This is a genomic window from Streptomyces sp. NPDC003027 (assembly GCF_053591435.1).
Genome location: NZ_JBSFTU010000045.1, coordinates 25,350 through 49,701, shown reverse-complemented (window position 1 = coordinate 49,701; position 24,352 = coordinate 25,350). Strand labels below are relative to the sequence as shown.

The window sequence follows — 24,352 nt, the reverse complement described above, 5'->3', positions numbered from 1 at the left end:
GGGACGGATCGCAAGGCGGAGGAGGGAGTCAACGCGGAGCGTTGGCGACCGACGACAACGCGGCGAGGCGCGGTGCCAGAGCCGGCGAGCCCGGCCTGATCCAAACGAAAGACCCTAAGGGCGCCTGCCCCGGTCGGCCGTGGGGGAGGCGCGCAGGGACGACACGAGGTGGAGGAGGTGCGCCTCGTTGCCGGAGAGGCCGGCGGCCCGCAGCGCCTCGTCCGCCTCCGCCATGGGGTGCGTGAGCATCGCCCCGGCGTACGGAGCGAGGCGAGGATCGGTCAGGACCGCCTGGGTGGACTCCAGCAGACGGAGGTACGCCTGGGCGGCGGCGCGTTCACGGGCGGTGATCGTGGTCATGTCGGGCTCCCTCTCGACAGGTTGGCGCCTCCACCCTCTCCTAGGGGTCTGACAATCGGCTCCGGCCTTCCTCCCGCCCGTCCAGGTGCGAGGCGAGGCGGTCGAGGAACACCCGCTGGCCCGGGACGAGAAGCGGAGCGGCCGCCACGGGCGTGAACCAGCCGGCCCGGTCGATCTCCGGGAACTCCCGCCGGACGCCCGAGCCGCGCGGCCACTCCATGGTGAAGGTGCCCGGCACGATCCGGGTCGGGTCGAGATCCGCCTCGACCGCCCAGACCGTGACGGTCTTTCCGTTCGACTGGCGCGCCTCTCCGAGCGCGATCGGCTCGCCGTCGGGCGCCGGCAGCCCGAGCTCCTCCTCGAACTCGCGCCGGGCGGCGGCCTCGGGCGTCTCTCCGGGGCCGTACTCGCCCTTCGGGATCGACCAGGCGGACACTTCCTTCGACGACCAGAAGGGTCCGCCCATATGGCCGATGAGGACCTCGATCCCGCCGTCCGCGGTTCTGCGGAAAAGAAGGAGCCCAGCGCTGCGCTTGTCCGGCATGCCGTCCAGTGTGGCCGAACGGGTCAGATCCCGCAGCTGCTCGCCGACCAGTAGCGCGAGGCCCTGGTGTCGACGTGCGCGTGGTCACCGTGGCCCGGGTAGCCGGGTCCGAGGATCCCGTTGAAGCCGTGGTTGCGGGCCTGCCTGGCCAGGGTGCACAGGGAGGGCGAGCCGGTCAGGTCGATGCCGTCGCCGTACAGATGCCGGCTGTCGGACGAGCCGCCGACCGCCGAGTTGCAGGCGTACGAGCGGAAACCGCTGCTCACGGAGATCGGTACGTCGCCGAGCGCGTGGCGCATCGCCTCCAGTTTCCACATCGCGCGCAGGGCGTTCGACTTGGCGGTGGCCGCGCTGACGGCGCCGCCGGAGAAGTCGCTGTTGCACTTGTTGAGCTCGGCGTACGTGAAGTGGACGGGCGTGCAGTCGGCGTCCTGGAGCGCGTACAGCTTGGAGAAGGTCGAGGGGCCGGCCACGCCGTCCGCGGTGAGTCCGTACGCCTGCTGGAAGCGGGTCACGGCCGCTTTGGTGGCCGGGCCGTAGTCGCCGTCGACGGCGAGCACGCCACCGTACCCGGGGTAGCCGGCCACCCGGATCTGAAGCTGGGTCACATCCGCCCCGGACATGCCGGAGGAGAGGGTGCGACCCCAGGTGTAGCACTCGTCGGCATGCGCCGTACCGGATGCGGCGACCGTGCCCGCGAGGGCGGCGACCACCAGCAGGACCATGGAGAGCAGCGATCTGAGCGTGCGCCGGACCATGACACCTCCGTGTCGGAAGACGGGATTCCTGTCATGAGCATGAAGTGACCGGGGGAGGTGGTCAACGGCGCGGCCCCTATGCCACAGGACCAGGCCTCTGACGCCAGGAGCCGGAGCTCACCACCACCGGTCCGCCGGCCGGATCCACCTCGCGCGCCCACGCCGAGGACAGGCGCACCGAGCGCGACGGCCAGATCCGGCCCTCCAGGGTCACGCGGTGCAGCGGCCGACCGTCCTGGGAGACACTCACCACGGGCCGGTTCAGCGGCGTGTCCGTCCGCAGCAGGAAGGGCCGTCCGGGAGACCCGCCGGTGATCCGGTTCGGGGCCACCCACCGCAGCGGCCGCTCGACCACCATCCGCACGCCTTCCCCGGGCCACGGATCACCGGCCAGCAGGCGCAGCACCGCCTCCGCCGCGGCGAGTCCCTCGGCGGCGGCCGTCCCCGCCGACTCGACGCCCCGCAGGGCGTTGCCCGCGGCGAAGACCCCCGCCACCGTGGTGCGGAAGGAACCGTCGACGGCGGGACCCCGGGTGCCCGCGTCCAGCGACACTCCACCGGACCGCGCCAGTTCGTGATCGGGGACCCAGTCCCCGGTGAACACCGCCGTGTCGCAGCGGATCGTCCCCGCGCGCCCGTCGCGGCGCAGCACCCCGACGCCCGCCAGACGGCCGCGGCCGAGCAGCTCCGTCACCGTCGCCCCGGTCAGCAGGGGAGGGGGCGCGGCGGCGAAACGGTGGGGCCCGCGTTCCCCCTCCGTCACCATCGCCGCCACCTGCAGACCGGCCCGGCGCAGCGCCCGGACCGCGTGGTGGGCGACCGGCTCGGCGCCGAGGACCACCGCCCGCCGCCCGAGCCGCTCCCCGCGCACCCCGTACAGCACCACCGACCGCTGAAGCTCCCCGGTGGTGAGGACCCCCGCAGGCCGCGACCCCGGCACCAGACGCGCGCTCCTCGGACGTTCGCGCGCGCCGGTCGCCAGCACGACCGCGCGCGCCGTGATCGTCTCCAGGCCGCTGGGGGCGGTGACGTCCAGGGCGAGCGGCCCGGCCCAGCCGGTGGCCATCACACCGGTACGCACGACGGCGCCGGCCCGTACCGCCGCCGCGACCGCGCGGCGCGCGTATGCCGGTCCGTCCACCGGGCGGTGCCGGGCGGCCGCGCCGAAGCCGTCATGGGCGCAGTGGCGTGGTACCCCGCCGGCCTCCTCGTCCCGTTCCAGGACCTCGATCCGCCCCGCGCCCGCCGCCGCGAGCCGGGCGGCCGCGGCGAGCCCGGCGGGCCCCGCGCCGACCACGAGCACATCGACCGAGCGGGCCACGGAGAGGTTCACCGGGCGGTTCACGCAGGAGTCCACCGGGCGGTTCGCGGAGGGGGTCACGGCCTTGCCTCCTCGAACATCGCCCGTACCGTCGCCCCGCAGGAGAAGCCCTGGCAGCGCCCGCCCCGCGCCCGGGTCCGCCGGCGCAGCCCGTCGAGCGAGGACGGCGGGATCGTCGACGCGAGCGCGTCCCGGATCTCCCCCCGGGTCACCCGTTCGCAGGGGCACACGATCGACCCGAACTCCGGGTCCCGAGCGATCCGTTCCGCGTCCCGGTACGGGCGGGGGAACGCCTCGCCGAGGTTGGGCATCCGGACCGGGGCGAGCGGGCGCGCCGCGCCGAGCTCCAGCCCGTCCTCCGCGAGCAGCTCCACGACGTGTGCGGCGAGGGCGAGGGAGGCCGTGAGGCCGGTGGAGCGGATGCCCCCGACCGTGACGTACCGGAGCCCGGGGTGCGCCCTCACCTGGAAGTCGTCGTGCTCGGTCGCGGCCCGAAGACCGGCGTAGACGGCGGTGACCTCCTCGTCCAGGAGGGCGGGCAGGATCCGGCGGCCCTGGTCGCGCAGCGACCTCAGGCCCTCGGCCGTGGAGCCGGTGGCCGTCTTGTCCTCCAGGTCCTCGGCCGTGGGCCCGAGCAGCACGTTCCCGTAGACCGTGGGCGCCACCAGGACACCCTTGCCGAGCCGGCCCGGCACGGGCAGCAGGATGTGCCGGACCAGGCCGCGCGCGAACTTGTCGAAGACGATCAGCTGTCCGCGCCGGGGCGTCACGGTGAAGTCGCGTCGGCCGAAGTGCGCGTCGAACTCGTCCGCGCGGAGCCCGCAGGCGTTGACGACGTACCGGGCGCGCAGCACCCCGCGCCGGGTGATCAGCCGGTGCGGCGCTCCGGGACGGGCCTTCTCGACAGGGCAGTCGAGATGCAGGTCCACCCCGGAGCGGACCGCCTGCGTGGCGTACGCAAGCGTGGTCGTCCAGGGGCAGATGACCGACTCACCGGGCACCTCCAGCGCGCCCAGCGCTCCCGCCCCCAAGTAGGGCTCCCGCGACCGGAGTTCGTCCGGTCCGATCAGCCGGGTGGTGCGGTGGCCGTTGCGCACCGCCTTCTCGGCGAGGCGGGGGAGCGCCGCCCGCTGTTCCTCGTCCCAGGCGACGAGCAGCGCCCCCAGGGGCTCGACGGGGATGCCGGTCTCCTCGGCGTACGCGCCGAGCCTGTGCCATCCGTCCCGTACCAGACGCGCCTCCAGCGAGCCGGGCACGGCGTCGAAACCGGTGTGCAGGATCGCGGTGTTGGCCTTCGACGTGCCGTCGCCTACATCACCGGACGCCTCGACGAGCGCGACGCGCAGCGAGTGGCGGGCGAGTTCACGCGCCAGCGCGCAGCCGACCACTCCGGCGCCGACGACGGCGACGTCGTACGCGGCCCCGGGCGCCGACGTGTCCGGCAGTACACCCGCGCGCGTCACCACTCCCCGCGTCCCGGCTTCCCGCTTCATGCGCGCGACGCTCCCGGGGAGCTGTCGAGGAGCGCGGTCACGGCGGTACGGAACCGGCCCAGGCGCTCGCCCGCCTCCGTGCCGGTGATCCGGGGCTCGTACACGGCGGACGGCTTCCACTCCGGTACGGCCTCGTGGACGGCGAGGGCGGGATCGTGGCCGAGCCGCGCGACCGCCGCCACGCCGAGCGCGGTCGCGTCCGGCAAGGCCGAGACCTCGACCGGTAGTTGGAGGAGATCCGCCTGGGTCTGCATGAGCAGCGCGGACCGGGTGAGCCCGCCGTCCACCCGCAGCGTGGTCAGGGGCGTGCCGAGCCCGGCCGCCGCCGCTCCGGCGAGCTCCACCACCTGTGCGGCGATCCCCTCGCACAGGGCACGGACCAGGTGACCGGCGGTCGTGTCCAGGCCCAGCCCGTGCAGTGAGCCGCGCACATCACCCCGCCACCACGGCGCGGCGAGCCCGGCCAGGGCCGGTACGAAGGTGACGCCACCGGAGTCCGGCACCGTCCCGCCCACGCCGTCGAGCTCCTCCGCGCCGGACAGGACTCCCAGGTCGGTCAGCCAGCGCACGGCCGACGCCGCCGTGTACACCTGCCCGTCCAGGCAGTAGCTCGTCCGGCCCGCCAGCCGCCACGCCACACAGCTCACCAGCCCCGCATCACCCCGGCGGGGGACCGGGCCGGTCTGGGCGAGCAGGAACGCCCCGGTGCCGTAGGTGCACTTGGCGGCGCCCGGTTCGGTCACCCGCTGCGCGAGGAGGGCCGCCTGCTGGTCCACGAGCAGGCCGGTGAGCGGCAGCGCCGGGCCGAACGCGGTGGTCGTGCCGACCGGGGTGTCCGAGTCCACCACCCGGGGCAGCCGTTCGCCGCCCAGACGGTAGACGTCGAGGGCGGCGCCGGACCAGGCCGCCGTGTCCAGATCGAGGAGTCCGGTGCGGCCGGCGGTCGCGGTGTCGGTGACGAACTCACCCGTGAGACGGTGCACGAGCCAGGCGTCGCTGGTGGTGACGACACCCGCGCCGGTGAGGTGGCGGCGGATCCAGGCCATCTTGGGCGCGGCGAAATAGGGGTCGAGCGGCAGCCCGGTCCACTCCTTCAACTCCTCCGCCCGTGCGGAGAGTTCCTCGCAGAGCGTGGCGGCCCTGCGGTCCTGCCAGACCAGTGCGTCGGTCAGCGGCTCGCCGTCGGCCGGGTCCCAGGCGAGGACGGTCTCCCCCTGGTTGGCCAGGCCCACCGCCACGACCGGGGTGCCGGCCCGGGCCAGCGCCGCGCGCCCGGCGGCGACGACGGAGTCGTACAGCTCCCGTGGATCGGCCTCGACCAGGCCGCCCGGCAGATATCGGGGCCGTACGGGCGCCGAACCCGTGCCGATGACCCCACGCTCGGGGCAGACGACGAGCGCCTTGGTCCCCGAGGTGCCCTGGTCGACGGCGAGCACCGGCCCCGTCATCGTCGTACTCCCGTCCTCGAACCCGCGAACCGCGTACCCGCGAACCGCGTACCTGCGACGTCAGCCTGGAACGTCACCCCCGATCACCGAACGAACAGTGATCGACGAAGCGGAAAGCCTGGTGCACCCCACTGCGACCCGTCAAGCCGTCACGGCACGGAACCGCGCCCCTCCTCCCCCGCCACTGACTCGATGTCAAATTCGTTCAGTGGCGGAATAGTTACGATCAGGCGCGAAAGTGGATCGCGATCGTCCAACGGGCTCTATAGTGATCGCCGATCAACGGCCGGGATGCCCGCCGGGGACTGACCACCCCTCCACCCCCACCGAGGAACCATGTCGCCCACAGCACCTCCCGCTCCGTGAGGGGCGGACAGGGTTTCCGGCCCGTCTACCACCCGGCGGGCCATGACCACGCCCTGCGCAACGCCGTCCAGGACCTGCGGACGGGCCGCTGGCTGTCCATGGCCCGGCTGCTCGACGAGACGTCCGACTGGTCCGCCTGGACCCGGCGCACCCAGGTCCTCGCCGCCGTCGCCGCCGGCACCGACGTGGTCCACGCCTGGCGCGCCGAGCAGCCGGACAGCGCGGCCGCCGTCGTGATGCACACCCGGGTCGCCGTGGAACGCGCGGTACGGGCCCATCGCGCCGCCCATCCCCGTACCGGCGAACTGTGGCAGGCGGCATGGGAGGCCTGCCGGTCCGCCGCCGAACGGTCGCCCGCCGACCCCGTGCCGTGGATCTGCCTGCTCGCCCTCGCCACGCTCGACGGGCAGCAGGACGGGGAGGAGCACAGGGCGGAGCCGCCGGCCGCCGTACTCCCGCCCGGACCGTGGGGGCTCCTCGCCGAGACCGAGAAGCGCGACCCGTACAACCGGGAGGCGCACCACCGCATGCTCCAGTTCTTCTACGCGCGAGGGCGCGGGCCGCTCTCCGAAGCCCTGAACTACGCGCGGTGGGCGGCTTCGACGGCTCCCGTCGGCTCCGCCCTCCACGCCCTTCCGCTCTACGTCCGGGTCGAGCGCTACCGGCGCGAGAGCGGCCACGAGCGCGCGCTCGACCTGCACTGGGTCGCCGAGGACGCCGTCCGTGAGGCCCGGGGCGCCCTGGACAGCTGGTTCCTCTTCTGCGCCACGACCGAGGCGTCCCCCCTCGATCTGAATCATCTCGCCCACGCCCTCTTCGGCGCTCAGCACTTCGCCGACGCCGCCCGGGTCTTCGAGGCCATGGGGCCGTACTACACGGCGCCGCCCTGGGCGTACCGCACGGCGCGCCCGGACGACCGGGCCCTCGCCGAGGAGGTCTTCCTGCGCGCCCGCGCCCGCTGTCTCGACCACTGACCCGCTCCCGCTCGCCCTCGCTCCGCGTCGTTCACCCCGCTCACTCCCCGCTCACCCCTTCCCCCGGAGGTTCCGGCATGTCCCGCACCGTCCCCGTCGACGACGACATACGCAGGTCCGCACAGGGCCAGGACGACGAGGCCCGGCTGAGAGAGCTCGGCTACCAGCCCGTCCTCGCCCGCCGCATGGGCGGTTTCGGCAACTTCGCCATCAGCTTCTCCGTCATCTCCATCCTCTCCGGCTGCATGACCCTCTACGGCTTCGGCCTGGGCACCGGAGGCCCCGCCGTGATGATGTGGGGCTGGGTGGGCGTCGGGCTGTTCGTGCTCTGCGTGGGCATGGCGCTCGCCGAGGTCACCAGCGCCTACCCGACGTCCGGCGCGCTCTACTACATGGCGGACCGGCTCGGCGGCCGCCGCTGGGGCTGGTACACCGGCTGGCTGAATCTGCTCGGTCTGCTCGGCGCCATCGCCGGCATCGACTACGGCGCCGCCCTCTTCACCGGGGCCTTCCTCAACCTCCAGTGGGGCATCGTGCCCACGGCCGGGTCCACCTTCCTGATCTTCCTCGCGATCCTGCTCCTGCACGCCGTGCTCAACCTGTTCGGTGTCCGCCTGGTCAGCGTGCTCAACTCGGTCAGCGTCTGGTGGCACCTGGCCGGCGTCGCCGTGATCGTGGGCGCGCTCGCCTTCATCCCCGACCGCCACCAGTCCGCCGAGTTCGTCTTCACCGAGTTCGTGAACGACACCGGCTGGGCCAACCCGTTCTACGTCGCGGCCGTCGGCCTGCTCCTCGCCCAGTACACCTTCTCCGGCTACGACGCCTCCGCCCATCTCTCCGAGGAGACCTCCAACGCCTCGGTCAGCGCGGCCAAGGGCATCGTGCGCGCCATCTGGGTCTCCTGGATCGCCGGCTTCGCGCTGCTCGCCGGACTCACCTTCGCCATCCAGGACTACGCGGGCACGCAGAACAGCGCCACCGGAGTCCCGCCCGCCCAGATCCTCCTCGACGCGCTCGGCTCCGGCGGCGCCACCGCCCTGCTGCTCGTGGTGATCGTCGCCCAGCTGTTCTGCGGCAACGCGGAGGTGGCCGCCGCGAGCCGGATGGTGTTCGCCTTCAGCCGCGACAACGCGCTGCCCGGCTCGGCGCTCTGGCGCAAGGTCAGCAGCCGCACACAGACCCCGGTCCCGGCGGTCTGGCTCTCGGTCGCGGTCGCCGCCCTCCTCGCGGTGCCCTCGCTGTACTCGGCCACCGCCTACGGAGCGGTGACGGCCATCAACGTCATCGGCATCACCCCGGCCTACGCCATCCCGATCTACCTGCGACTCCGGGCGGGCAACCGCTTCACCCCCGGTCCCTGGAACCTCGGCCGCTGGAGCCGGCCGATCGGCTGGACGGCCGTGATCTGGGTGGCCGTGGTCACGGTGCTGTTCTGCCTGCCGCAGAAGTCACCCGTGACCGTCGACTCCATGAACTACGCGGTCATCGCGCTCGCCGTCGTCCTCATCCTCGCCAGTGTCTGGTGGTACGTCGCCCGCCGCTCGTACGGCACCCCCGCGACGTACGGCAGCGCCCGCGAGGAGGCCGAGCTCGCCGAGGGGATCGTGTAAGAGGCGAACCGGTGGGTCCGGGGCCCGGAGACCGGGCCTGGCGGGGACGCGGGACGGACCGTCCCTCGGCAGGCCCGTGCCCCCTGGCTCAGGCGCTGAACTCGTAGGTCCAGGCGGACGTCTGGGCGGCGAAGTCGATGTCCGTGATCTCCAGCGTGTGCCCGTGCTGGTCGCTCACCACCCGGTGGACGACCAGCCGGGCCGCGCCGGTCGCTCCCACTCCCGTACCCGCACCCCCGGGCACGGCGATCGACTCGCGGCGGGTCAGCCGCAGCCCGGCCTGGTGCATCCAGTGGTAGAGCAGCCGCAGATCCGGCTGCTGGGCGGTGTCCTTGCCGCGCCGGTAGCGTGCGAGCTGGGGAATCTCGGCCATCGCGGGCCGGGAGAACCAGGACACCGACCGCTGGAGCGGCACCCCGCGGGGACTCAGCACCACATGGCGGTGGACAAGTGTGGGTTCGCCCGGGGCGAGCCCGAGCCGGCCCGCCAGGGCCGCCGGGGGCGCCTCCCAGGCGAGGGCCGCCCGGACCAGCGCGTCGGCCGCCTGCGCACCTCCGGGAAAGGACTGGCGGCGGGCCGTCAGAAGCGGGACGTGTGCCTGCGGTTCGGCTCCGACGGCGAACGTGCCACGCCGGTCGGTCACCACGAGCCGCTCCTCACGCAGCAGGTGGAGCGCGCTGCGGACGGTCTGGCGGTTGACGTGGTAGCGATGGGCGAGTGAGCGCTCGGACGGCAGTCGGCTGCCGGGTGCGATGCGCCGGTCGGTGAGGTCGTCCCGCAGGGCGGCGGCGACCCGGAGGTAGAGCGGTACCGCGGCCACCTGCTCGGGATCGGGCTCAGCCATGTGCAGACCCTTCTTTGCTCAGGGTGATCACGTGGGTCGTGTGAGTGATCATTCCTATCATTGGTCTAAACCATTGGGAAGGGGTGTGTGGCGAGAGTGGCCGAAAGGAGAACCGCGCCCGTAGGTGCTTTTCACCGGAATCCGGGGCGAAGAGGCGGGTGAGGCGGCGGCGCCGACGCCGCCCGACCGGGCCGAAAAAGGGCGGGGCGGCCCCCAAGGTCCCCTGGACCCGCACGACATGAGCCCTGCGCCCGGTTCAGATACGCCGGGCGGGGGCCGGCGCGTACCGCCCGGCGCCGGAGGGCCGGGCGGCACGCGCCGACGGGTGCTACACCTCGCGCCGCATCGGCGGCTCGGGCGGCGTCCACGGGATCGGGCCGAACAGGACGGCGCGGGCCACCGCGGGAGCGAACAGCGCCGTCATCGGCGCCGTCAGCGTGAGGACGGAGCGGAACGCCGCGCCGACGACCGGATCCCCGCCGTACCGCTGCTGCAGGCGGCCCAGGTACCAGCCCACGGGCTTGTCCACCGCGCGGGAACCCATGGCGTTGCCCGTCGCGCCCGGCATCTTCTTGTCCGCTCCGGCGGAGATGTCCCAGGCCTGCTGTGAGGCGCCGAACAGCGCCTTCTGCACCACCCGCGTGGTCGCCGTGCGCTTGGGATCGGCCAGGGCCCGGCGCAGGGCGACCGCGCTCAGCGCGGCGACCGCCATGCCCTGGCCGTAGATCGGGTTGAAGGTGCACAGCGCGTCGCCGGTGGCGAGGAAGCCGGCCGGACGGCGGCCCGGACGGTCGTAGCGGCGGCGGACGTTGGCGGTCCTGCGGAAGCCGAACACCGAGGAATCCGGCTCGGCCCTGGCCAGCCACTCGCTGACCACGGGGTGCGGCAGCCGCTTGGCGTACTCCTCGAACCCGGCCTCGTCCGTGGGTGGTTCGTCACCGCGCAGACCGGACAGCGTCACCACGTGACGTCCGCCGCCCAGGGGCAGGACGACCGCGCCGTAGACCTGGTGGGGGTTGGGCACGATGTTGATACCCAGCGCGTCCGACGTGTCGTCCGCCGGTGCTCGGTACACCCGGGTGGCGTAGGCCAGGCCGGTGTCGATGGTCTCCTCGTGCGGCGCCTCCGCGCCGATCGCGGCCAGCCAGTCGGGCGCGCGCGTCCCTCGGCCGGAGGCGTCGACCACGAGATCGGCCGCCAGGGAACGGGTCTGCGTCCCGGCGTCCTTGCCGCGCTCGCGCAGCAGCACTCCGCGCACCCGGGACGAGTCACCCGTCAGACCGACGGCCTCGGTGCCGCCCACGGTCTCGATCCGCGGATCGGCGAGCACCCGCCGGCGCACCAGCCATTCGAGCTGCTCGCGCGGTCCGGTGTAGAGGGAGGTCGTCGCCGTCGTCCTGCGGAACCACTGGCCGTTCTGCAGGTGCACCATGTCCGCCGGCATGCCCACCGTGGGCGCGCCGAGCTCGTCGAGCTCCGCGAGGAACCCCGGCAGCAGCTCCTCGAGCGCCTGCTGTCCGCTGTCGAGGAGCACATGGGTGTGTCTGCTCTGCGGGGTCCCCGGCCTCGCGTCCGGCCCTTCCGGAAGGCGGTCGCGCTCGACGACCGTCACCTTCTCCGCGTACTCGCTCAGCACCCGCGCGGCCAGCAGGCCCGCGAGGCTTCCCCCGATGACCACCGCGTGACGTGTGCCGCGGTGCTCCAAGTCGTCGTCCATCCCCGCCCTTTCCGGTTCGTGGATCTACGACCGACCAGTATCCACGGTCTCCTGGGGGACGTCGCGGGTGCCGAGACGAAGGTGCTCGATGTGGTACACGGCCTCGTCGAGGAGTTGGGCCACGTGGTTGTCGTAGAGGCTGTACTCGATCCGGCGGCCCTGCCGGACGCCGGTGACCAGACCGAGTGCGCGCAGCAACCGCAGCTGGTGCGAGACGGCGGACTGCTCCATGTCGACGGAGTCGGCGAGTTCGGTCACGCCGCAGGGGCCCTGGCGGAGCTTGGTGAGGATCATGAGACGCGAGGGCGTGGCGAGCGCCTGGAGGGTGGCGGCGATGGTGGCCGCGGACTCCGCGTCCAGGTGGGTGGCCGGGGTCGTCTCGCCGTTCGCTCCGTGTCCCATGGGCTCATCGTAGCGGCGCTCATATGCAGATAGATGAAGACCTCTTCATGTATTCCGGTATGGTGGTGCCGTTCGTCTTCCCCGTCCCCGTGTGCGAAGAGGTGTACTCCCATGGCATCCCCGGTGCTCGACAGCCCGGCCACCCCCGCCGCGACAGCCCCGCCGCCGACCCGCGGAACCCGTCTGTCAGACCTGCCCGAGGTCCGCTGGGCGGCGCTGTCCGCCCTCGCCTTCCTCTGCGCGCTGCCGCTCGACCTGGCCGGCGCCCCCGCCTGGGCCTGGGGACCGCTCTACGCCGTCTGCTACGTCGCCGGAGGCTGGGAGCCGGGCTGGGCCGGACTCCAGGCGCTGCGCGAGAAGTCCCTCGACGTCGACCTGCTCATGGTGGTCGCGGCCATCGGCGCCGCGGCGATCGGCCAGTACCTCGACGGCGGGTTGCTCATCGTCATCTTCGCCTGCTCCGGCGCCCTGGAGGCGCTCGCGACCCGCCGCACCGCCGACTCCGTGCGGGGGCTGCTGGACCTCGCCCCCGAGAAAGCGGTACGTCTCACCGGTGCCGGCGGCGGCGAGACCGAGGAACCGGTGGACGTCGCCGAGCTGAGGATCGGCGACATCGTGCTCGTACGGCCGGGGGAGCGGCTGCCCGCCGACGGAACCGTGCTCCACGGCGCGAGCGACGTCGACCAGGCCACCATCACGGGCGAGTCGCTGCCCGCGCCCAAGGCCCCCGGCGACGAGGTCTTCGCCGGCACCCTCAACGGCACCGGCGCCCTGCGCGTCCGCGTCGACAAGGACGCCGGGGACTCCGTCATCGCCCGCATCGTCGCCCTCGTCGAGGAGGCCAGCGCCACCAAGGCGCCCACCCAGCTCTTCATCGAGAAGATCGAACAGCGCTACTCCGTCGGCGTCGTCGTCGCCACCCTCGCGCTCTTCGCCGTCCCGCTCGCCCTGGGCGCCGACTTCACCACCACCCTCCTGCGGGCCATGACCTTCATGATCGTGGCCTCGCCGTGCGCGGTCGTCCTCGCCACCATGCCGCCGCTGCTCTCCGCCATCGCCACCGCCGGACGGCACGGCGTGCTCGTCAAGTCCGCCGTGGTGATGGAGCGGCTCGGGGCCGTGGACCGGGTCGCGCTCGACAAGACCGGCACCCTGACCGAGGGGATGCCGCGGGTGATCGAGGTCCGGGGCGACGAGGACGCGCTCGCGCTCGCCGCGGCGGCCGAGCTGCCGAGCGAACACCCGCTCGCGCGCGCCGTGGTGGCCGCGGCACGCGAACGCGGACTGCGCGTCCCCGACGCCCACGACTTCGCCTCCGTGCCGGGGGAGGGCGTACGGGCGCGGGTGGAGGGCCACGAGGTGCGGGTGCGCCGGGCCGAGGGAGAACACGACGACACGGCCGTCGAGGTCGTCGTCGACGGTACGCCCGTCGCGGTCCTCGTCCTCGCCGACCGGCTGCGCGACGGCGCGGCCGAGGCGGTCGCCGCACTGACCCGGCTCACCGGCACCGCGCCCACCCTCCTCACCGGGGACAACGCGGGCGCCGCGGCCCGGGTCGCCGGGCGGGCCGGCATCACGGACGTACGCTCCGGGCTGCTGCCGCAGGACAAGGTGGCGGCGGTACGGGAGTGGGAGCGCGCCGGCTCGCGGGTCCTGGTGGTCGGCGACGGCGTCAACGACGCCCCCGCCCTGGCCGCCGCACACACCGGCATCGCCATGGGCCGGGCCGGCTCCGACCTGGCGCTGGAGACCGCCGACGCCGTCGTCGTACGGGACGAACTGGCCACCGTTCCCGCCGTCGTGGCCCTCTCTCGCCGGGCGCGCCGGCTGGTCGTCCAGAACCTGGTGATCGCCGGCACCTGCATCGGGGCCCTGGTGGTGTGGGACCTGGTCGGCCACCTCCCGCTGCCGCTGGGCGTGGCGGGTCACGAGGGCTCCACCGTCCTGGTGGGCCTCAACGGGCTGCGGCTGCTGCGCGACGCCGCCTGGCGGAAGGCTGCGCGGCAGGGGTGAGTCGGAGGCGTTCACGGCCCGCGCCGGAGGACCCGGGTGGCCACCTCGATGCTGCACGCCTCCGCGGCGCGCAGCCGGTCGCCGTGTCCGTCATCGCGCTCAGCCCTCCGGGCGCAGCAGGCCGCGCTCGTATGCCTCGGCCAGGCGCTGCGGCACCCGACAACAAAGGAGGTCCTGGCCGCCCCGCCTCTAGCGCTCCAGCTCGGTCAGGGCGTGCGTCAGCCACTCCACCCAGAAGCGCTCCAGATCGATCCCCCCGCGCAGGACGAGATGCCGCAGCCGGTCGGGTTCGCTCTCCCGGCGTGCGGGTGGGAAGTCCCGTACCTCGATCGCCAGGTATTCCTCCAACTGCCGCTGGTGCAGCGCGAGATGGCGCCGCAACTCGTCGACCGTCCCGGAGGCGCCCACGACCGCCGCGGCGCGCATCCGCAGCAGCAGCGCGGAGCGCATCGGCTTCGGGTCCTCCGTCCGGGCCACCCAGCCGGCCAGTTCGGCACGGCCCGCGGGCAGGACCTCGTACTCCTTCTTCTGCCCACGGGCCGGGGCCTGGACGGGCAGGGCGCGGATGTACCCCGCCCGCTCCAGCTTGCCCAGCTCCCGATAGATCTGCTGATGCGTGGCCGACCAGAAGTAGCCGATCGACCTGTCGAAGCGGCGCGTCAGTTCGAGACCGGAGGACGGCTTCTCGAGCAGCGCGGTCAGGATCGCGTGCGGCAGGGACATGCGCGCAATCCTAGGTTCGTGCCCGCGCCCGTCACAGAGCGGCCGCGAGGCGGGTGCCCTGGTCGATGGCGCGCTTGGCGTCCAGCTCGGCGGCCACGTCGGCGCCGCCGATCAGGTGCGCGCCACGGCCCGCGGCGACCAGCTCCTCGTACAGGCCGCGACGCGGTTCCTGGCCGGTGCACAGCACGATCGTGTCGACGGGCAGCGTCCGCGGAACACCGTCGACGGTGAGGTGCAGACCCTCGTCGTCGATCCGCTGGTACGAGGCACCCGCGACCATGGTGACGCCGCGGTGCTTCATCTCGGCGCGGTGGATCCAGCCGGTCGTCTTGCCCAGGCCGGCGCCGACCTTGGAGGACTTGCGCTGGAGCAGATGGACCTGGCGCGGCGGCCGGGACCGCTCGGGCGTGCGCAGCCCGCCGCGCGTCTCGTAGCTCGTGTCGACGCCCCACTGGCGGAAGTACGTCTCCGCGTCCTGGCTCGCGCCCTCGCCGCCGTCGGTGAGGAACTCGGCGACGTCGAAGCCGATGCCGCCCGCTCCGATGATCGCGACCCGTTCGCCCACGGGCGCGCCGTCGCGCAGGACGTCGAGGTAACTGACCACGCTCGGGTGGTCGATGCCCTCGATCTCGGGGGTGCGCGGGGTGACTCCGGTGGCGACGACCACCTCGTCGTACCCGGCGAGGAGCTCCGGGGTGGCCGTGGTGTTCAGCCTGACCTCGACGCCCCGGGCGTCGAGCTGGACCCGGAAGTAGCGCAGGGTCTCGTCGAACTCCTCCTTGCCGGGGACCCGCTTGGCGATGTTCAGCTGGCCGCCGATCCGGTCCGAGGAGTCGAAGAGGGTGACCGTGTGGCCGCGTTCGGCGGCCGAGACCGCGCAGGCGAGCCCGGCGGGGCCGGCGCCGACGACGGCGATCCGCTTGGCCCGGCGGGTGGGGGAGAGGACCAGTTCGGTCTCGTGGCAGGCGCGCGGGTTCACCAGGCAGGAGGTGATCTTCAGGCTGAAGGTGTGGTCCAGGCAGGCCTGGTTGCAGCCGATGCAGGTGTTGATCGTGTCGGCGCGGTCCGCGGCGGCCTTGGCGACGAAGTCGGGGTCGGCCAGGAACGGCCGGGCCATGGAGACGATGTCCGCGCGGCCCTCGGCGAGGATCCGCTCGGCGACCTCGGGGGTGTTGATGCGGTTGCTGGTGACCAGCGGCACCGAGACCGCGCCCATCAGCTTCTGGGTGACCCAGGTGTAGGCGCCGCGCGGCACGGAGGTGGCGATGGTCGGGATACGGGCCTCGTGCCAGCCGATGCCCGTGTTGATGATGGTGGCGCCGGCCGCCTCGATCTCCTTGGCGAGCGCGACGACCTCGTCGAGCGTCGAGCCGCCGGGGACCAGGTCGAGCATCGAGAGCCGGTAGATGAGGATGAACTCCTCGCCGACGCGCTCGCGGATGCGGCGCACGATCTCCAGCGGGAAGCGGACCCGGTTCTCGTAGCTGCCGCCCCAGCGGTCGGTGCGCCGGTTGGTGGCGGCGGCGATGAACTCGTTGATCAGATAGCCCTCGGAGCCCATCACCTCGACGCCGTCGTACCCGGCGGCCTTGGCGAGTTCGGCGCAGCGCGCGTAGTCCTCGATGGTCTGCTCGACCTCGGCGTCGGTCAGCTCGTTCGGTACGAAGGGGCTGATCGGCGCCTGGATGGGGCTGGGCGCGACGAGGGCGGGATGGTAGGCGTACCGGCCGAAGTGCAGGATCTGCATCGCGATCCGGCCACCCGCCTCGTGCACGGCGTCGGTGATGAGCCGGTGCTCGGCGACCTCCTCGTCCGTGCTGAGCTTGGCCCCGCCGTCCCAGGGGCGCCCGACCTCGTTCGGCGCGATGCCGCCGGTCACGATGAGGCCGACGCCGCCTCGGGCGCGTTCGGCGTAGAAGGCGGCCATCCGCGCGAAGCCGTTCTCGGCCTCCTCGAGACCGACGTGCATGGAGCCCATGAGCACCCGGTTGGGCAGGGTGGTGAACCCGAGGTCGAGCGGGCTCAGCAGGTGCGGGTACGGGGTGATCGGGGCCATGGGGGCGTCTCCTCGCGCAGGGTCGTCACGCTCTGTTGTAGACGACCGGAGCCGCGTTGTGCAACAAGTTGCATAAGGGTGGAGGAGTGATCTGCGCTACGTCCACCGCCGCGAACCGTGCACCAACCGCGCCGGCCTGAATCCGCGACCCCGGAAAGCAGCACCTCCCTGGCCGGGCACGCGCCCCTGGGGCCGCCGGGGCCCCAGGAGCGGAAGACAGTGATCGTCTACGGCGCGCCCGGCACTCCCGCCCACGCGGCCAGCTCCTCCGCCGTGCGGGGGCCCTCCTCGCCCTCCGGGAGGAGGCCCTGGGCGCGCAGCAGGCGGGTCACCGCCATGCCCCAGGGCTGCCGGAGCCGCGCCGCCGCGAGCAGCGCGTCGTCCGCGAGGAGGTCGGTGATCGGGCCCGTCCGCAGACCCTCCGGTGACAGCACCGCCGCCTCGTCCGCCCAGCGCAGGGCCAGATCGACGTCGTGCGTCGCCATCACCACCGTCGTGCCCGACCCCCGCAGCCGCCCGAGCACCTCGAGGAGGCGCTCCTGCCCGTGGGGATCGAGCCCGGCCGTCGGCTCGTCCATGATGAGGACCCGCGGCCGCATCGCCACCGCGCCCGCGATCGCCGCCCGCTTGCGCTGGCCGTACGACAGCAGATGCGTCGGCCGGTCCTCCAGCGCCACGATGTCCAGCGCCTCCAGCGCCTCGCGCACCCGGAGCCGTACCTCCTCCAGCGGCAGCCCGAGGTTCATCGGCCCGAACGACACGTCCTGGCCGACCGACGCCGCGAACAGCTGGTCGTCCGGGTCCTGCACGACCAGCTGCACGGTCGTCCGCAACCGGGTCAGACCCTTCCGGTCGTACGACACCTCCTCGCCGTCCAGCCGGAGAGCCCCGCTGCCGCAGCGCAGGCCCCCGCTCAGCAGCCGCAGCAGTGTCGTCTTGCCGCTGCCGTTCCTCCCGAGCACCGCAAGCGCCCGCCCCTCCGGCACGGCGAAGTCGATCCCGTCGAGGACGGGGGGCCCGTCCTCATAGGCGAAGCCCGCCCTCACCAGTTCCACGACAGGGGAACGAAGACTCACGGCAGGGACCTTTCCAGTACGAGAGTGAGAGCGACGAGGCCGGCCAGCAGCCCGGCCGTCGCCGCCAGGAACCGCCGCGAGACGGCCGCACCGGGCACCAGGACCCGGAGGGTCCCGTCGTACCCCCGCCCCGCCAGCCCCGTCTGCAACCGCTGCGCCCGGTCGAAGGCGCGCACGAACGCCGTCGCGCCGAGCCCGGCGAGCGAGCGCCAGGTGGCCGCCCGCGTCGTCAGCCCCAACCGGGCCGCCTGGGCCTGCCGGATCCTGGCCATGGAGTCGAGCAGGAGAAAACTGATCCGGTACATCACGAGCGCGACGTCCACGACCGGACCCGGCACCCCCGCCCGTACGAGCCGGGGCAGCACGTCCGAGACGGGTGTGGTGAACGCGAACAGCAGCACCCCCAGCGACGCGGCCGATGTGCGCAGCAGCAGTTCACCCGCGTGCGACGGACCGTCCGGCGCCAGGGCGACGAAGCCGCGCGCCCCTCCCACCTCGAACAGCAGCGGCACCGCCCCCGTCACACAGAAGCCCAGCGGGATCCGGAACGCCCGCCACAGCTGACGTCCGGGCACTCCGGCGGGACCGAGCAGCACCGCGAGGGTGGCCGCCGCGACCAGAACGGCGCCCGGCCAGGGCGGCAGACAGACCGCGCACAGCGTCAGGCCGAAGCCCAGCGCGGCCTTCTCGCACGGGTGACGGCGGCGCCAGCGACTGCTGTGCGCCGCCGCGTCGATCGGCAGCATCGGCGGTTACTCGTCGCCCGTGGCGGCGCGCGTCACCTTCGGGGCGTCCGTGGCGACCGGTGCGGCCGCCGCGGCCAGTGCGCGCTCCTCGCCCTGGCGACGTCCGCGCCGCAGACCGAAGTAGTACGCGAGGACACCGGCGCCGATGGCCGCCTGGAGCGCGAACAGTGCCGACTCGACCTCGCCGGACGGAGGCTCGTACAGCGGGCTGAACCACGGCTCGTAGTCGGGCCGGATCTCCGTGATCGCGGCCTCCGCCTCGGCGTCGGCCCCCGCGAACGGCTCCTCCTTGTGGTCGCCGAGCCCCAGGACCAGCGGCAGCACCGCCAGCGCGGCGACGGCGAGCAGCAGCAGGGCGTTGATCTTCGTGTTCCTGCTCATCCGGCTCATCGGGCCACCGCCTCCGTGGTCTCGCTCTTCCGGGCACCGGGAAGCAGCACCCCGAGCCGGGTCAGATCCCCCTTGCTCGACTGCGTCAGCAGACGCATCACGAGCACCGTCAGCAGACCCTCGCTCACCGCGAGCGGCAGCTGCGTGACGGCGAAGATCCCGCCGAACTTCGCCAGCGCGCCGAGCACACCGCTGCCGGGGTCGGGGAACGCGACCGCCAGCTGCACGCTGGTGACGCAGTAGGTGGACAGGTCGGCGACGAACGCGCCGAAGAACACGCTCACCATCAGCGGCACGTCGAAGCGGCGCAGCAGCCGGTACGCCCCGTACCCCGCCCACGGGCCGACGACGGCCATCGAGAAGACGTTGGCGCCGAGGGTGGTGAGCCCGCCGTGCGCCAGGAGCAGCGCCTGGAAGAGCAGCGTGATCGTGCCGAGGACCGCCATCACGGGCGGCCGGAACAGGATCGCCCCGAGGCCCGTTCCGGTGGGGTGGGAGCAACTGCCCGTCACCGACGGAATCTTGAGCGCGGACAGGACGAAGGTGAAGGCGCCCGAGGCGCCCAGCAGCAGAGTGGATTCGGGATGGGCCTTGACCTCACGGGTCAGGGCACGGACACCGTGGACGACGAACGGGGCGGACGCGACGGCCCAGGCGGCCGCGTGCACAGGGGGCAGATAGCCCTCGGCGATATGCATGGTTGGGAGACCCTCTCCAGCACCTCGTGGATGGACAACGCACCTTGGCCGGTCTCCTGGCTGACGGTCATGCCGCCCGGACTCCGCCTTCCCACACCACGACGGTCTCCCGCGGCGGTGCAGTGGCTCCCCTGGGGGTTGTCCCCAAGGGGGTGGAGCCGGACCTCCCGATCACAGTGGCGAGGGCCGCACCGGTACTGCACCGGTTTCCCGTACACCAAGGCCCTGCGACACTAGTGCGTTGACCAGGTACATCACAACACGGTCGGCTCCCGGTACGGCCCGTGACGGGTGCCCGCCTCCCGCCCGCTCACCCCTTCCGGTACGTGTACGCCTCCGCGGCCGCGGCCTCCACGGCGTCCAGGTCCCCGCCCGCCGTCGCCGTGACGAGGGCGGCGATCGCGCCCTCGACGAAGGGCGCGTCCACGAGCCGCGCCCCCTCGGGCAGCTCGTCGCCCTCGGCGAGGAGCGCCTTGACGGTCAGCACGGCGCTGCCCAGATCGACGAGGAGGGCCACACCGGCGCCCCGGTCGACCGCCCTCGCCGCCTCGGCGATCAGGTCGGAGCTGGTGCCGAGTCCGCCGTCCGGGGTGCCGCCGGCGGGCCGGATCGGTGCGGTGGGGCCGCCGCCCGAGAGGCCCTGGGCGAGTTCGGCCACGGCCGCGGCGACGGCGGCGCTGTGCGAGACGAGAACGATGCCGACCCGCCCGCTCATCCGGCCACCTCCGCGAGGGCGGCGATCAGCAGCGCGGACGAGGTGGCCCCGGGGTCCTGGTGCCCGATCGACCGTTCGCCCAGATAGCTGGCCCTGCCCTTGCGGGCCTGGAGCGGTACGGTCGCCAGCGCGCCCTCCTCGGCCGCCGTCCGGGCCGCCGCGAAGGACTCGCGCAGCGCCTCGGCCGCCGGGACGAGCGCGTCCAGCATCGTCTTGTCGCCGACCTGGGCCCCGCCGAGCTGGGCGACGGCGGCGACCCCGGTGGCCAGCGCGTCGGCGAACGCCTCGCGGGTCACGGTCCCGGCGTCGCCGAGCGCCTTGCCGGTGCGGCGCAGGAGCGTCCCGTACAGCGGACCGGAGGCACCCCCGACGGTGGAGATCAACTGCCGTCCTGCGGTGGTGAGTACGGCCCCCGGGGTGGGGGGCGGCTCCTTCGCCAGGACGTCCGTCACGGCGGCGAACCCCCGCTTCAGATTGGAGCCGTGGTCGGCGTCGCCGATCGCCGAGTCGAGCTCGGTGAGACGGTCGGCCTCACGGTCGACGGCGGAAGCGGCGACGCTCAGCCAGCGCTGGAAGAACGCGGCGTCGAACTGGCCCGGCTCGTTCGTCTCGGTCACTTCGGTCACTCTCCTTCTCACCGGCCCCAGCGGAGGGCGGGCGTCTGCACGGGCGCGTCCCACAGGCGTAGCAGTTCCTCATCGGCCTCACAGAGCGTGACCGAACAGCCGGCCATGTCGAGGGAGGTCACATAGTTCCCGACCAGGGTGCGGGCGACCGGGATCCCGCGCTCCTTCAGCACGCGCTGCACCTCGGCGTTGAACCCGTACAGTTCGAGCAGCGGGGTGGCGCCCATGCCGTTGACCAGCGCCAGGACCGGGCCGGACGGCCGCAGGTCGTCCAGTACGGCATCGACGGCGAAGTCCGCGATCTCCCGCGAGGTCATCATCGCGCGCCGCTCGCGCCCCGGCTCGCCGTGGATCCCGATCCCCAACTCCAGCTCGCCCTCGGGCAGGTCGAAGGTGGGACTGCCCTTGGCGGGCGTGCTGCAGGCGCTCAGCGCGACGCCGAAGGACCGCGACCGCTCGTTCACCCGCCGGGCGATCGCCTCCACTCGCTCCAGCGGGGCGCCCTCCTCGGCGGCGGCCCCCGCGATCTTCTCCACGAAGAGCGTGGCCCCCGTCCCTCGCCGCCCGGCGGTGTGGAGGCTGTCCGTCACGGCCACGTCGTCGTCGACCAGGACCTTGGCGACCTGGACGCCCTCGTCCTCGGCGAGCTCGGCCGCCATCTCGAAGTTGAGCACGTCCCCGGTGTAGTTCTTGACGACGAACAGCACACCGGCCCCGCTGTCCACCGCGGCGGCCGCCCGCACCATCTGATCCGGCACGGGCGAGGTGAACACCTCGCCGGGGCACGCCGCGGCGAGCATGCCCCGCCCCACGAACCCTGCGTGCAACGGCTCGTGCCCGGACCCGCCCCCGGACACCAGCGCCACCTTCCCGGCGACGGGCGCGTCCCGCCGCAGCACGACACGGTTCTCGACATCCACGGTGAGCTCGGGATGAGCGGCGGCCATGCCGCGCAGCGCGTCGGCGACCACGGTCTCCGGGACGTTGATCAGCATTCTCATCGGTACCTCCTGGTAGGCCGGCAGGCAGGTGTCCGACCTGCGTCACCAGGTCGGATGGGGTGTGCGCTCGTCGGTCTGGGCGATCCGTGTGTGGGCAGTATCGACCTTGCGGCGCCGAAGGTCGCGTCGGTCGGCACATCCGGGCCGTCAGTGCTTGAGATCCCGATCGGCCTCGCTGCCGCCGGGTCCGCCCCGCCCGTCCCCGGGACGGACCCCTTCGCGCCCCACGCACCTCGGGGACCTACGGCTGTACGACACCTCCGCCGGGGCCGTTCGGGTCATGGCGATGTCGGCGCCCGTGGCCAGTTTGCGTAACCTCGTCACGAGAAGGGCACCGGACAGGCGTTCCGCCGTCGCTCCGCCGGTCGCGTGCAAAGGGGTGCTGGATGTCGATGACCAGTCGGCGCGATCTGCTGGCGCGGTCCGCGGGAGCGGTCGCGGTCACCCTCGTGCCGAGCTCCGGCGCGGCAGGCGTGCACACACCGCGGGAGCGGCCGGTCACCACGATCGACGGGCGCGTGGACTGGGACGCCCTGCGGGCGCAGTTCCGCCTGGAGCCGGGATGGGCGAATCTCGCGTTGTTCTATCTCACCTCGCATCCCAAGGCGGTACGGGATGCGGTGGAGCATTTGGCAGCGCAGGTCGACGCCGATCCCCTCTCGGTGCCCGCGGGGCTGGCGCTGCCCGACGGTCCCACCGGATGGCCCCGGGTGCGCCAGGCGCTCGCGGCCTATCTGGGAGGCCGGGCCGAGGATGTCGCGATGACGGCGAGCACGAGCATCGGGCTGGGTGTCGTCTACAACGGCGTCGTGACCCGGCCGGGGCAGGAGTTCCTGCTGACCGAGCACGACCACATCTCTCATCGCACCGCCGCCCGACTGGCCGCCGACAAGCATGGCTGCACGGTACGGCTGGGCTCGTGGTTCGCCGATCCGGCCACCGCGACGGCGGAGGGCATCGCAGCGGCGGTCGGCGAGGCGATCCGTCCGAACACCAGAGTCGTCGGGATCACCTGGGTGCAGTCGAGCACGGGGGTCCGTATGCCGGTGCGTGCGGTGGCCGAGGTGGTGCGCCGGGCCAATGAAGGGCGTCGTCCTGCCGACCGGTGCCTGCTGGTCGTCGACGGCGTGCACGGGCTGGCGGCAGTGGACGAGGACGCCGCCGGCCTGGGCGCGGACGTGGTGATCGCCGGAACGCACAAATGGCTGTTCGGCCCCAGGGGAACGGGGCTGGTCTGGGTGGCGCCGGACGTTCTCGGCCAGCTGCGGCCCACGTTCGTCAGCTTCATCGGCGGCGGCGGAGCGGCGCCCTTGTCGCCCGGCGGGTTTCTGGCGTTCGAGCATGCCTTCGCCCTGCCGGTGGCGGTGGCTCTGCATGAGCGGCTGGGCCGAGCACGCGTTGCCGCCCGCATCACCCAGCTGTCGACGCGGGTGAAACAAGGACTGAGCCGCATCCCCGGCGTCACGGTGCACACCCCTGCCGACTCGGAGCTCTCGGCGGGCATCACCTGTTTCAGCGTGGCCGGACACACCCATCAGCAGGTCGTCGACCACGCGGCCACCCGCCGGGTACGGCTGTCCACCTCGACCTACACCCGGATCGGTACCGCCGTCATCAACACGCCGGCCGAGATCGACACGGCACTGAACAGCCTGGACGAACTCACCCGGTGAAGCCCTCACCTTGACCCGTGCGGGGGTCGACGAAGGAAAGGAATGACAGGTGCATGGCATATGGGGGTGTGGGGGCATAACGTCGGAAGGCGCCGGAGGACCGGCCGTCCGACCACCTCGGTCGACCGGACACCAGCGCCGCTCTTCCCGCACTCTCGGTCCCGCAGGGGCCGAGCCCCCCACGAGTGAAGGAGCAGCAATGCCGCTCTGTACATGGCTGAAAGCGGGCACGTTAGCCGCGGCAGTCGTCCTGTCCACGGCGACGGGCGCGAACGCCGCGCCCGCGCCGGAGCCGTCGGCGGCGGGCGCGTCGGCGGTGGTGACACTTCGTTACGACGACAGCCGGGCCGCCGGTTGGGAGTCCGCCATCGCCGCCGGCGTCGCCTCATGGAACGCGAACGTCGACAACGTCAGGCTGGTCGAGGCCGCCCCGGGCACCCGCGCCGAAATCGTGATCGTGGCCACCACCGGCTGGCCCCAGGCCACCCTCGGCCCCGTCCGTCCGGGCAGGCAGGTCCGCGTCGAGCTCGGCAGCCAGGCGGTGGCCCAGGGCTACGACAAGACCCGCATCACCGCCCACGAACTCGGCCACAGCCTGGGCCTGCCCGACACCAAGCCCGGCCCGTGCTCGCAGCTGATGTCCGGTTCGAGCGCCGGTACGGCTTGTACGAACGCGGTCCCCAACGCGACCGAGCAAGCCAGGGTGGAGTCCGCCTACGCCAACGGCGCCGCCGCGAGCATCCCCGCCGACGGCCGAATCCTCGTGGACGCCCCGTAATCGAGGGCCTTGAAGGGCAG

General features: G+C 73.1%; 23 protein-coding genes and 1 riboswitch. Of the genes, 5 read left to right on the top strand and 18 right to left on the bottom strand.

Annotated features, from left to right (window positions below; translation table 11 throughout):
* Nucleotides 1-114: 114 nt before the first annotated feature.
* From ACWDX6_RS25940 to ACWDX6_RS25915, 6 genes are all read right to left on the bottom strand, one after another.
* Complete coding sequence (locus tag ACWDX6_RS25940) at nt 115-360, bottom strand: hypothetical protein (RefSeq protein ID WP_451487288.1); 246 nt, start codon at nt 358-360, stop codon at nt 115-117.
* Between the two features lie 40 nt (nt 361-400).
* Nucleotides 401-904, bottom strand: coding sequence for an NUDIX domain-containing protein (locus ACWDX6_RS25935; RefSeq protein ID WP_451487287.1), 504 nt, complete (start codon nt 902-904; stop codon nt 401-403).
* 23 nt (nt 905-927) lie between these two features.
* A complete protein-coding gene (locus tag ACWDX6_RS25930) occupies nt 928-1,662 on the bottom strand; it encodes a D-Ala-D-Ala carboxypeptidase family metallohydrolase (RefSeq protein ID WP_451487286.1) in 735 nt (244 codons plus the stop codon).
* Nucleotides 1,663-1,738: 76 nt separating this feature from the next.
* Nucleotides 1,739-2,983 carry an FAD-dependent oxidoreductase gene (locus tag ACWDX6_RS25925; protein WP_451487290.1) on the bottom strand — a complete coding sequence of 415 codons (1,245 nt, stop codon included), beginning with the start codon at nt 2,981-2,983 and terminating at the stop codon, nt 1,739-1,741.
* 56 nt (nt 2,984-3,039) lie between these two features.
* Nucleotides 3,040-4,476: an FAD-dependent oxidoreductase gene (locus ACWDX6_RS25920; protein ID WP_451487285.1), complete on the bottom strand. Its 1,437-nt coding sequence runs from the start codon at nt 4,474-4,476 to the stop codon at nt 3,040-3,042.
* Nucleotides 4,473-5,924 (bottom strand): FGGY family carbohydrate kinase, encoded by a 1,452-nt coding sequence (locus tag ACWDX6_RS25915; RefSeq protein WP_451487284.1) that lies wholly within the window; start codon nt 5,922-5,924, stop codon nt 4,473-4,475. The genes ACWDX6_RS25920 and ACWDX6_RS25915 overlap by 4 nt, the downstream gene beginning before the upstream one ends.
* Before the next feature lie 362 nt (nt 5,925-6,286).
* Here ACWDX6_RS25915 and ACWDX6_RS25910 point away from each other — a divergent pair, with 362 nt between their 5' ends.
* Entirely contained in the window at nt 6,287-7,264 is a 978-nt protein-coding gene (locus ACWDX6_RS25910) for a hypothetical protein (RefSeq protein WP_451487283.1), read from the top strand.
* 77 nt (nt 7,265-7,341) lie between these two features.
* Nucleotides 7,342-8,874 carry an amino acid permease gene (locus tag ACWDX6_RS25905; RefSeq protein WP_451487282.1) on the top strand — a complete coding sequence of 511 codons (1,533 nt, stop codon included), beginning with the start codon at nt 7,342-7,344 and terminating at the stop codon, nt 8,872-8,874.
* A gap of 88 nt (nt 8,875-8,962) precedes the next feature.
* Here ACWDX6_RS25905 and ACWDX6_RS25900 read toward each other — a convergent pair whose 3' ends face one another.
* From ACWDX6_RS25900 to ACWDX6_RS25890, 3 genes are all read right to left on the bottom strand, one after another.
* Entirely contained in the window at nt 8,963-9,718 is a 756-nt protein-coding gene (locus tag ACWDX6_RS25900) for a GntR family transcriptional regulator (protein ID WP_451487281.1), read from the bottom strand.
* Between the two features lie 328 nt (nt 9,719-10,046).
* Nucleotides 10,047-11,435: an FAD-dependent oxidoreductase gene (locus tag ACWDX6_RS25895; RefSeq protein WP_451487280.1), complete on the bottom strand. Its 1,389-nt coding sequence runs from the start codon at nt 11,433-11,435 to the stop codon at nt 10,047-10,049.
* A 24-nt stretch (nt 11,436-11,459) separates the two neighbouring features.
* Nucleotides 11,460-11,837 (bottom strand): ArsR/SmtB family transcription factor, encoded by a 378-nt coding sequence (locus tag ACWDX6_RS25890; RefSeq protein ID WP_451487279.1) that lies wholly within the window; start codon nt 11,835-11,837, stop codon nt 11,460-11,462.
* A gap of 111 nt (nt 11,838-11,948) precedes the next feature.
* Here ACWDX6_RS25890 and ACWDX6_RS25885 point away from each other — a divergent pair, with 111 nt between their 5' ends.
* A complete protein-coding gene (locus ACWDX6_RS25885) occupies nt 11,949-13,850 on the top strand; it encodes a heavy metal translocating P-type ATPase (protein WP_451487278.1) in 1,902 nt (633 codons plus the stop codon).
* Between the two features lie 189 nt (nt 13,851-14,039).
* Here the strand turns inward: ACWDX6_RS25885 and ACWDX6_RS25880 are convergent, their stop codons facing one another.
* The 9 genes from ACWDX6_RS25880 to dhaK form a co-directional block, all read right to left on the bottom strand.
* On the bottom strand, nt 14,040-14,573 hold the full coding sequence (locus tag ACWDX6_RS25880; protein WP_451487277.1) for a PadR family transcriptional regulator: 534 nt from the start codon (nt 14,571-14,573) through the stop codon (nt 14,040-14,042).
* 31 nt (nt 14,574-14,604) lie between these two features.
* Nucleotides 14,605-16,629 (bottom strand): FAD-dependent oxidoreductase, encoded by a 2,025-nt coding sequence (locus tag ACWDX6_RS25875; RefSeq protein WP_451487276.1) that lies wholly within the window; start codon nt 16,627-16,629, stop codon nt 14,605-14,607.
* 227 nt (nt 16,630-16,856) lie between these two features.
* Nucleotides 16,857-17,705: an ATP-binding cassette domain-containing protein gene (locus tag ACWDX6_RS25870; RefSeq protein WP_451487275.1), complete on the bottom strand. Its 849-nt coding sequence runs from the start codon at nt 17,703-17,705 to the stop codon at nt 16,857-16,859.
* Nucleotides 17,702-18,451 carry a cobalt ECF transporter T component CbiQ gene (gene cbiQ / locus ACWDX6_RS25865; RefSeq protein WP_451487274.1) on the bottom strand — a complete coding sequence of 250 codons (750 nt, stop codon included), beginning with the start codon at nt 18,449-18,451 and terminating at the stop codon, nt 17,702-17,704. The genes ACWDX6_RS25870 and cbiQ overlap by 4 nt, the downstream gene beginning before the upstream one ends.
* A gap of 6 nt (nt 18,452-18,457) precedes the next feature.
* Entirely contained in the window at nt 18,458-18,832 is a 375-nt protein-coding gene (locus tag ACWDX6_RS25860; RefSeq protein ID WP_451487273.1) for an energy-coupling factor ABC transporter substrate-binding protein, read from the bottom strand.
* Nucleotides 18,833-18,837: 5 nt separating this feature from the next.
* Nucleotides 18,838-19,539, bottom strand: a complete 702-nt coding sequence (locus ACWDX6_RS25855; protein WP_451487272.1) for an energy-coupling factor ABC transporter permease — start codon at nt 19,537-19,539, stop codon at nt 18,838-18,840.
* Nucleotides 19,540-19,568: 29 nt separating this feature from the next.
* Nucleotides 19,569-19,776, bottom strand: a riboswitch (cobalamin riboswitch).
* Nucleotides 19,777-19,849: 73 nt separating this feature from the next.
* Nucleotides 19,850-20,254: a PTS-dependent dihydroxyacetone kinase phosphotransferase subunit DhaM gene (locus ACWDX6_RS25850; RefSeq protein ID WP_451487271.1), complete on the bottom strand. Its 405-nt coding sequence runs from the start codon at nt 20,252-20,254 to the stop codon at nt 19,850-19,852.
* Entirely contained in the window at nt 20,251-20,880 is a 630-nt protein-coding gene (dhaL, locus tag ACWDX6_RS25845; RefSeq protein ID WP_451487270.1) for a dihydroxyacetone kinase subunit DhaL, read from the bottom strand. Before dhaL ends, ACWDX6_RS25850 begins: the two co-directional genes overlap by 4 nt.
* Before the next feature lie 8 nt (nt 20,881-20,888).
* Complete coding sequence (gene dhaK / locus ACWDX6_RS25840) at nt 20,889-21,881, bottom strand: dihydroxyacetone kinase subunit DhaK (protein WP_451487269.1); 993 nt, start codon at nt 21,879-21,881, stop codon at nt 20,889-20,891.
* A 386-nt stretch (nt 21,882-22,267) separates the two neighbouring features.
* Here dhaK and ACWDX6_RS25835 point away from each other — a divergent pair, with 386 nt between their 5' ends.
* Nucleotides 22,268-23,554: an aminotransferase class V-fold PLP-dependent enzyme gene (locus ACWDX6_RS25835; protein WP_451487268.1), complete on the top strand. Its 1,287-nt coding sequence runs from the start codon at nt 22,268-22,270 to the stop codon at nt 23,552-23,554.
* A gap of 199 nt (nt 23,555-23,753) precedes the next feature.
* Nucleotides 23,754-24,332, top strand: a complete 579-nt coding sequence (locus tag ACWDX6_RS25830; RefSeq protein ID WP_451487267.1) for a snapalysin family zinc-dependent metalloprotease — start codon at nt 23,754-23,756, stop codon at nt 24,330-24,332.
* Nucleotides 24,333-24,352: the final 20 nt, after the last annotated feature.